Source organism: Testudinibacter crocodili, from assembly GCF_006228025.1.
Taxonomy (GTDB): domain Bacteria; phylum Pseudomonadota; class Gammaproteobacteria; order Enterobacterales; family Pasteurellaceae; genus Chelonobacter.
In genome coordinates this window covers 1-8462 of the sequence record NZ_VDHF01000121.1, presented here as the reverse complement: position 1 = coordinate 8462, position 8462 = coordinate 1, and the positions used below count along the sequence as shown (strand labels likewise).

The 8462-nt window shown below is 45.1% G+C and carries 8 protein-coding genes; 7 read left to right on the top strand and 1 reads right to left on the bottom strand.

The features are described 5' to 3' along the window. Positions 1-46: 46 nt before the first annotated feature. Complete coding sequence (yczE, locus tag FHQ23_RS11420) at positions 47-706, bottom strand: membrane protein YczE (protein WP_139614431.1); 660 nt, start codon at positions 704-706, stop codon at positions 47-49. 195 nt (positions 707-901) lie between these two features. Here yczE and FHQ23_RS11415 point away from each other — a divergent pair, with 195 nt between their 5' ends. The 7 genes from FHQ23_RS11415 (at position 902) to FHQ23_RS11385 (ending at position 8173) form a co-directional block, all read left to right on the top strand. Beyond that, the gene (locus tag FHQ23_RS11415) at positions 902-2443 is read left to right on the top strand and encodes a YjjI family glycine radical enzyme (protein WP_139614430.1); all 1542 of its coding nucleotides are present in this window, start codon (positions 902-904) and stop codon (positions 2441-2443) included. 37 nt (positions 2444-2480) lie between these two features. After that, positions 2481-3266 (top strand): 4Fe-4S cluster-binding domain-containing protein, encoded by a 786-nt coding sequence (locus tag FHQ23_RS11410; RefSeq protein WP_139614432.1) that lies wholly within the window; start codon positions 2481-2483, stop codon positions 3264-3266. A gap of 219 nt (positions 3267-3485) precedes the next feature. Continuing rightward, the gene (locus FHQ23_RS11405) at positions 3486-4757 is read left to right on the top strand and encodes a NupC/NupG family nucleoside CNT transporter (RefSeq protein WP_139614429.1); all 1272 of its coding nucleotides are present in this window, start codon (positions 3486-3488) and stop codon (positions 4755-4757) included. Between the two features lie 84 nt (positions 4758-4841). Beyond that, a complete protein-coding gene (gene deoC, locus FHQ23_RS11400) occupies positions 4842-5633 on the top strand; it encodes a deoxyribose-phosphate aldolase (RefSeq protein WP_139614428.1) in 792 nt (263 codons plus the stop codon). Positions 5634-5678: 45 nt separating this feature from the next. Then, positions 5679-6911 carry a phosphopentomutase gene (gene deoB, locus FHQ23_RS11395; RefSeq protein WP_139614427.1) on the top strand — a complete coding sequence of 411 codons (1233 nt, stop codon included), beginning with the start codon at positions 5679-5681 and terminating at the stop codon, positions 6909-6911. Between the two features lie 40 nt (positions 6912-6951). Continuing rightward, positions 6952-7671 (top strand): purine-nucleoside phosphorylase, encoded by a 720-nt coding sequence (gene deoD / locus FHQ23_RS11390; protein WP_139614426.1) that lies wholly within the window; start codon positions 6952-6954, stop codon positions 7669-7671. A gap of 223 nt (positions 7672-7894) precedes the next feature. Next, on the top strand, positions 7895-8173 hold the full coding sequence (locus FHQ23_RS11385) for a type II toxin-antitoxin system RelE/ParE family toxin (RefSeq protein ID WP_139614425.1): 279 nt from the start codon (positions 7895-7897) through the stop codon (positions 8171-8173). Positions 8174-8462: the final 289 nt, after the last annotated feature.

The window sequence follows — 8462 nt, the reverse complement described above, 5'->3', positions numbered from 1 at the left end:
TTGTCTACTATGCCCAATATTAGTTCAATATTTTTATTTGAGACGACTATTCGCTGCGATAAGCCGTGAAGCAGTATAAGGTTAATTGAATAACCCAGCCGATAGAAAATGCGAACAGTAGCGTGGCGAAGCCCAGGGTGCCGCCGAGTAAAAAGCCGATCAGGGCGACGCTGCTTTCCATGAGGGTGCGTACCAAACCGACTTTGAGTTTAAAGCGTTGGCATAGTCCGACCATTAAGCCGTCGCGTGGGCCGGCGCCCATATGACAGGTGAGGTAAAAGGCGGAGCCGATGCCCATCAATAAAATGCCGATCACAGCATAGCCGAACTGTCCAAGTGCGGTTGCAGGCGAGGCGACCATTTTAGCGGTGACGCCAAGCGCAATCGCGATCAGGATAATATTTAACACCGTGCCCAGACCGATTTTTAAATGCAGCGGAAACCAGCATAACATCACCAGACAACTGACGATAAAAGAAGCAACGCCGACACTTACCTCGGTTTGCAGGGCGATGCCCTGTGACAAAATTGTCCAAGGGGCAGAGCCGAGATTGGAGACCAACAAAAATCCTTCCCCGATGCCGACCAAGATCAGCGAAATGCACAGCGGTAGAAAACTACGCCTTTTGAACTCCCATAACCGGCTGGCGCTCCATTTGGTTTTTGGGAGAACGGCAAACTGTTTTTTGAAGGTATTAACGGTCATAGATTTCCGAGAGTGAGCAGTATCCACATCATTCTAATCGTGTTCTGCTCAATTGCTAAATCATTTTTTAGTATCAGTGAGCTAAATTGAGAAATATCCCAGTTAGTTGACGGTGATCACAGTTTTAATCTTGTGGGCGAAAGGTGAATTCTATACCATTTGTTTTTTAGAGTAGAGGATATTGAGGGAGCACTTATGTTAGCAACATTACAGGATATTCTGGACACGGTTAAAGCCGAAAATTTGACCTATCAACAAAAATTAATGACATTAGGCAATATTGCGGAGCGTTTGTTTGATCCGAGAGAACTGTTGGGTTATAGCGATGAAGAGTGGCAATATCTTCAAAATCAAATGATCTGTGATTTGAATGAAGGCTATGCAGTTTATCGTCCGCGCTACATTCTGCCGGATTATTCGGTCTATGTTAAAAAGGGTTGTCGCTTTCTTGATCTGCCGATACCAAAAACTCTTGATGACGTGTTGGACGGATTGCTGATTATTTACTCCCATGTTCCGTCTATTACCACGTTTCCGGTTTATATCGGACGGTTAGACAGCTTGCTGGAGCCGTTTATTTGTGACGAAGCGCAAGACTATATCAAAATTAAACGCTTTTTAAATCATATTGATAAAACCGTGCCGGACTCTTTTTGTCACGCCAATATCGGTCCTTATGAAACCCGTGCCGGACGGTTGATTCTACAGGCAGTGATCGAGTTGGAAAACACGACGCCGAATATGACGATTCGTTACGATAAAAACAAAACCTCGCGTGAATTTGCTGAGTTAGCGGCAAAAGCCTGTTTGTTGGTGTCCAAGCCATCGTTTGCCAATGATGCTTATTATCGTGCCGATTTGGGCGAGGAGTATGGCGTTGCCAGCTGTTATAACGCTTTGCCGGAATGTGGCGGGGCTTATACCTTGACTCGTTTGCGTTTGGGTACGATAGCCAGAGCTTGCGGCTCGGTCACGGAAATGGTGGAACAACTGTTGCCGAAAGTGGCGAAATTGGCACTTTCTACCATGGATAAGCGGCATCAATTTATTGTTGAACAGAGTAATTTTTTCAAGACCAGCTTTTTGGAGCAAGAAGGCTTTATTAAACGCACCAATTTTACCGGCATGTTTGCGATTGTCGGTTTGGCTGATGCCACCAACCACCTGTTGCGGCAAGAGGGGTTGAACGAAACCTTTGGGCAGAGTGCGCGAGGTGAGGAAATTGCCACTGCAATCATGCAAAAATTAAAAAGCGTGAATGACAGCCATATCGGGGTTTACGCCGAAAGAACCGACAACCACTATTTGTTGCATGCCCAAGTGGGCGCCAGTATTGATCCGGAAGATAAATTGAATACGCCAGCACATCGGGTCAAAGTCGGACAAGAGCCGACCTTATTAGCACACTTAAAACAATCCGCGCCGTATCATCAATATTTTCCGTCCGGCACTGGAGACTTGTTTGCCTTTGATCAAACCTATGTTGATCACCTTGATGCGGTGGTGGATATCATTGACGGCGCCTTTGCACTGAATTATCGCTATATCACCACCTATCTGAAAAATACCGATTTGATTCGGGTGACCGGCTATCTGGTGAAGAAAAGCGAAGTCGAACGTTTCCGTCAAGGCGAGGCAGTATTGCGTGATACTACTTGGTTTGGTGCGGGAACCGATGACTGCGCGCAAGTTTTTGACCGCCAACTGCGTGATCAGGGCAATGTCAATGCCGCATAACGGGTTGTTGTCAGATAATGATTCAAAGTGCGGTTCGCTGACCGCACTTTCCGATATTACGCTACCGCTGCACCGCATTATTCCCTTTTCCAACGTTGAAGGTGCTGGCAATCGCATCAGTATTTTTCTGCAAGGCTGCAAATTGAATTGTTTGTATTGCCACAACCCAGAAACTATTCCGAGATACAGCGCCGACAGTAAACGGGTTAGTCTGCGTTATCTGTATGATCAAGTTCAAGATTCAATGCCGTTTATTCGCGGCGTGACGATTTCGGGTGGCGAGCCGACCATTCACCATCGTAAATTAGTGCCGCTGTTTCAGGCGTTGCGCCAACTGGGTTTAAGTTGTTATTTGGATTCGAGTGGTTTTTTTGAGTTTGAACCGATGCAAGAGTTGATTGCACTGACCGATAAATTTTTATTTGATCTGAAAGGCAGCGGCTTGGGCTTGCAGGCACTTTGCTTTGAGCGTAAAAATCAGAGCGGAAAAGTGCCGGATAGTTTGATCGCGACACAGCGAATAAAATCGGCAAATTTAACTCGTAATCTTGATAATTTGCGCCGTCTGTTAGCGCTGGGGAAAATCGAAGAGGTCCGCTTGGTTGTGATGCTCGATTTTGTTGACAGCTACGAATTGATCGAACAGACGGCAATGCTGCTCAAAGAGCACCCAGAGGTGATTTTCAAGCTGATTCGCGTGCATGCAAAAGGCACGCGTGATCCGGCTGGTATTGCGGCTCATACCCCAGATATCGGCTATATGAATCAGTTGGAACAATATGCCAAAAAGTGCGGTATCAATAGGGTGATAACTGTTTGTTAAATCAACATTTCGGTGTGTTTTTTAAACAAGAGCGCTGAATATTTTTCAGATTAGTTGATTTTGATCGCATTATGGAAATTATTTTCAGATTTTTTTGGAAAAAGGCGTATAGTTGCACCAATCAATAAGCTATCAAATCGACTATCTTTAATAGAAATTGATATATTTTAAGCTGTGTTTTTTATAACAAAAATTTTAAAGACTATTTTAGAGGTAATTATGGACTCATTAATGAGCATATTAGGCATCATTGTGCTGTTGGGCATTGCATTCCTATTATCAAACAATCGTAAAGCGATTAACCTTCGTACGGTGTTGGGGGCATTAGCGATTCAAGTCAGTATCGGTGCATTGATTCTTTATGTGCCGGCAGGGCGTGATGCACTTTTAGCTGCTGCGGAAGGTGTACAGAAAGTAATCAATTATGGTAATGACGGGATTGGCTTTTTATTTGGCGGTTTGGTCAGCGATAAAATGTTCGAAGTCTTTGGCGGTGGCGGTTTCGTATTTGCGTTGCGGGTATTGCCAGCCATTATTTTCTTCGCCTCGTTGATTTCAGTGTTGTATTACATCGGTGTAATGCAGTGGGTGATCAAAATTATCGGTGGTTTCCTGCAACTGGTGTTGAAAACCTCCAAAACCGAATCGATGTCGGCAGCAGCCAATATTTTTGTTGGGCAAACTGAAGCGCCGTTGATTGTGAAACCGTATATCGCCAAAATGACCGAATCGGAGCTGTTTGCGATTATGTGTGGTGGTTTGGCGTCGGTTGCCGGGGCGGTCATGATCGGTTATGCGCAAATGGGAGTACCGTTGCCGTATTTAATCGCAGCTTCGTTTATGGCGGCACCGGGCGGCTTATTGTTTGCTAAAATTTTGATTCCACAAACCGAACACCCGCATGATGATTTGGATCACGATGCAGTGGAAGAAAAACCGTCTAATGTGCTAGATGCTGCTGCTGCGGGAGCGTCTTCCGGTATGCAATTGGCACTGAATGTTGGCGCAATGTTGTTGGCATTTATCGCCTTGATCGCCTTGTTGAACGGGATTATTGGTGGCATCGGCAGTTGGTTTAACTATCCGGAGCTGTCACTGCAAATTATTTTAGGCTGGGTGTTCCAACCGTTGGCGTATGTTATCGGGGTGCCATGGAATGAAGCACAAGTCGCTGGTTCAATGATCGGGCAAAAACTGGTTATCAATGAATTTGTGGCTTACATGGATTTTGTGAAATATCTGGGCGCAGAAGCGCCAATGGTGCTGACTGAAAAAACTAAAGCTATCATTACCTTTGCTTTGTGTGGTTTTGCCAACTTCAGCTCTATTGCAATCTTGATTGGTGGTTTGGGTACTATGGCGCCAAACCGTCGTTCCGATGTCGCTCGCTTAGGGATTAAAGCGGTTATTGCCGGTTCTTTATCGAACCTGATGAGTGCTGCAATTGCCGGCTTGTTTATCGGTTTGACCGGTGCAGCATTAGTCGGATAATTCGTCAAAAAATAACGAATATTTAAACACCACGCCAGGCGTGGTGTTTGTCATTGGTATTTGATGTAACAAGGTAGTGTGAAAATGAATACATTAGAAAATAGAGAGTCTTCAGCCAAACTGGCATTAAGTTTGATGGATTTGACCAGCTTAAATGATAATGACAGCGATGCAGTCATTATCGAATTGTGCCGGCAGGCAAAAACAGATTTTGGTTCGCCAGCGGCGATTTGTGTGTACCCACGCTTTATTCCGATTGCGCGCAAAACCTTGCGCCAACTTGGCTTGAACCAGGTGAAAATTGCCACCGTAACCAACTTTCCACATGGCAATGACGACATCGAAATTGCGGTCAGTGAAACCAAAGCAGCCATTGCTTACGGTGCAGATGAAGTCGATGTGGTGTTTCCATACCGCACTTTGATCAGCGGTGATCAAAAGTGCGGTTTTGATTTGGTCAGTCGTTGTAAACAAGTTTGTGCCGAGCGTGGTGTGTTGTTGAAAGTGATCATCGAAAGCGGCGAATTACAGCAAGCGGAGTTGATCCGTTTGGCATCGGAAATTTCGATTCGTGCCGGTGCTGATTTTATCAAAACCTCGACCGGTAAAGTAAAAGTCAATGCGACCTTGGAATCCGCAGCGGTTATGTTACAAACCATTGTGGATTTGCAAGTGCAAGATCGGGTCGGTTTTAAAGCGGCCGGTGGCGTACGCACCGCACAAGATGCGCAGCAGTATCTGCAATTAGCCGCAGATATTCTCAGTGCTGACTGGATCAACCCGACACATTTCCGCTTTGGCGCCTCTGGTTTGCTGAACGATTTGTTGGGAACTTTAAGTGGTAAAAGCCAGTCTAAAACAACGAGTGGATATTAGTGATATCAATAGTTATAACAATAGTCATAACAATAGGAAAATAAAATGAAAAGAGTCTTTATTTTAATGATGGATTCGTTTGGAATCGGGGCTGCCGCCGATGCGGATAAATTTGGAGATGTCGGGTCTGATACTTTAGGGCATATTGCTGAGCAATGTGCAGCAGGCAAAGCGGATAACGCCGAGCGTAGCGGTGCGTTGAAACTGCCTAACCTAACCAAATTGGGTTTGGCGCTGGCAGCAAAAGAATCAACCGGGCGTGTGCCGGCAGGCATGGATGGCGATGCAGAGGTGATCGGTGGCTATGCTTTTGCCAAAGAGATCTCATCTGGCAAAGATACGCCATCAGGTCACTGGGAAATCGCTGGGGTGCCGGTGCTGTTCGACTGGGGCTATTTTAAAGATCATCAAAACAGCTTTCCACAAGAACTCTTAGACAGAATCGTAGCAAAGAGCGGTATCCCGGGCTATTTGGGCAATTGTCACTCTTCTGGTACCGTCGTATTGGACGACTTGGGCGAAGAGCATATGAAAACCGGCAAACCGATTTTCTATACTTCTGCGGATTCCGTATTCCAAATTGCCTGTCATGAAGAGACTTATGGCTTGGAAAAATTGTACGAATTGTGCCATATCGTGCGTGAAGAGCTGGAAGGCTACAATATCGGTCGTGTGATTGCCCGTCCGTTTGTGGGTGACAAAGCCGGCAATTTCAAACGCACCGGCAACCGCCATGATTATTCGGTGCAACCACCATCAGCTACAGTACTGCAAAAACTGGTCGACGAAAAACAAGGCGAAGTGGTTTCGATCGGCAAAATCGCTGATATTTATGCCCACACTGGGATCACGAGCAAAGTGAAAGCGACCGGCTTGGAAGAGATTTACGACAAAACGATTGTTGAGATCAAAGCCGCCGGCGACAACACCATTGTGTTCCCGAACTTTGTCAATTTTGATTCGGACTATGGTCATCGCCGTGATGTAGCAGGCTATGCCCAAGCGTTGGAATATTTTGATTCGCGTCTGCCGGAAGTATTGAAACTGGTGGAAGAGGGCGATTTACTGATTATTACCGCTGATCATGGCTGTGATCCGACTTGGACTGGCACTGACCACACCCGTGAACATGTGCCGGTGTTGCTGTACGGCAGCGAGGTTCCGAAAGGCTTCTTGGGCAAACGTGAAACCTTTGCCGACATCGGGCAGACTATTGCTAATTATTTTGACCTGTCGCCAATGGATTACGGCACATCAATGATTAACTTTAACAAATAATTGAATCAAAAATAACTGATTAAAAAAGAGGACTAAAATTATGCCAACTCCACATATTAATGCTGTTGACGGCGCTTTTGCCGATGTTGTTTTAATGCCGGGCGATCCGTTGCGCGCCAAATATATTGCAGAAACCTTTTTAGATGACGCCAAAGAAGTGACCAATGTGCGTAATATGCTGGGTTACACCGGCACTTATAAAGGGCGCAAAATTTCGGTGATGGGGCACGGCATGGGGATTCCGTCTTGCTCGATCTATGCCAAAGAACTGATCACCGAATACGGTGTCAAAAAAATTATCCGTGTAGGCTCTTGCGGTGCGGTACGAATGGATGTCAAATTGCGTGATGTGGTGATCGGCGCCGGTGCTTGTACCGACTCAAAAGTCAACCGTATTCGCTTTAAGGATCATGATTTTGCAGCGATTGCCGACTTTGATATGACACAGGCAGCGGTGCAAGCGGCGAAGCAAAAAGGGGTAAACGTGCGGGTCGGTAACATCTTCTCTGCCGATCTGTTTTACACGCCGGATGTGGCGATGTTCGACGTGATGGAAAAATACGGTATTTTGGGTGTAGAAATGGAAGCTGCCGGTATTTACGGTGTTGCCGCTGAATTCGGTGCAAAAGCGCTGTGTATCTGCACCGTTTCCGACCATATTCGTACCCACGAACAAACCAGCGCTGAAGAACGCCAATTGACTTTCAACGATATGATCGAAATTGCATTGGAATCCGTGCTGATCGGTGATCAAGCGTAAATGCAGCAAAAGTGCGGTCTTACGATCAACTGATGATCAACTCACTGAAGCAGCCGAAGGGCTGCTTTTTTTGTCACTTATTTTTGCAACGTGCGATCTAAATTCCATATTTTTATACCAACGCAGGATTCAATTTCTGGCTAAGCATAATGTGAATCATTGTACACTCATTTTCTTGATAATAACGCAATGCGTTATTATAATATTAATGGACCAGGCTACGATGATTACACATTTTGCTTGTAAAAAAACGAAAGCATTTTTTCACGGTAAGCGTTTTGCAAAATTTATTTCTTTTGAAAGAATTGCCATCAGAAAGTTACAACAGCTGCATTCTGCAACTGATCTGGCGTTTCTTAGACTTCCTCCCGGCAATAAGTTAGAAGCCTTAAGGGGAGATCGAGAAGGGCAATACAGTATTCGGATTAACGATCAATGGCGAATCTGTTTTATTTGGCAGCATGGGCACGCTCACCATGTGGAAATAGTTGATTATCATTAGGGTCTGTTGATCTTTGTTTATATTTTGAGTTGTCGTTTAAAATGAGCACAATCTAGGCGTAAGCCGAAATCAATAGCGGGACTATTGATGAGGATTACAACGACGAGTGTGCTCATTTTAAACACAATCCGCAGGACTATGACTCTTTTTCGCCATTACTTTTCGCTACTACAGCGGCGTTAAAAGCTGTTCGTTTAGAATGACTAAACTTCACAACTTTTGCCTTGTATTGGAGAAAAAGTGTCTATAGCTCAAATTATAAACAAAGATCAACAGACCCTAGTAACTT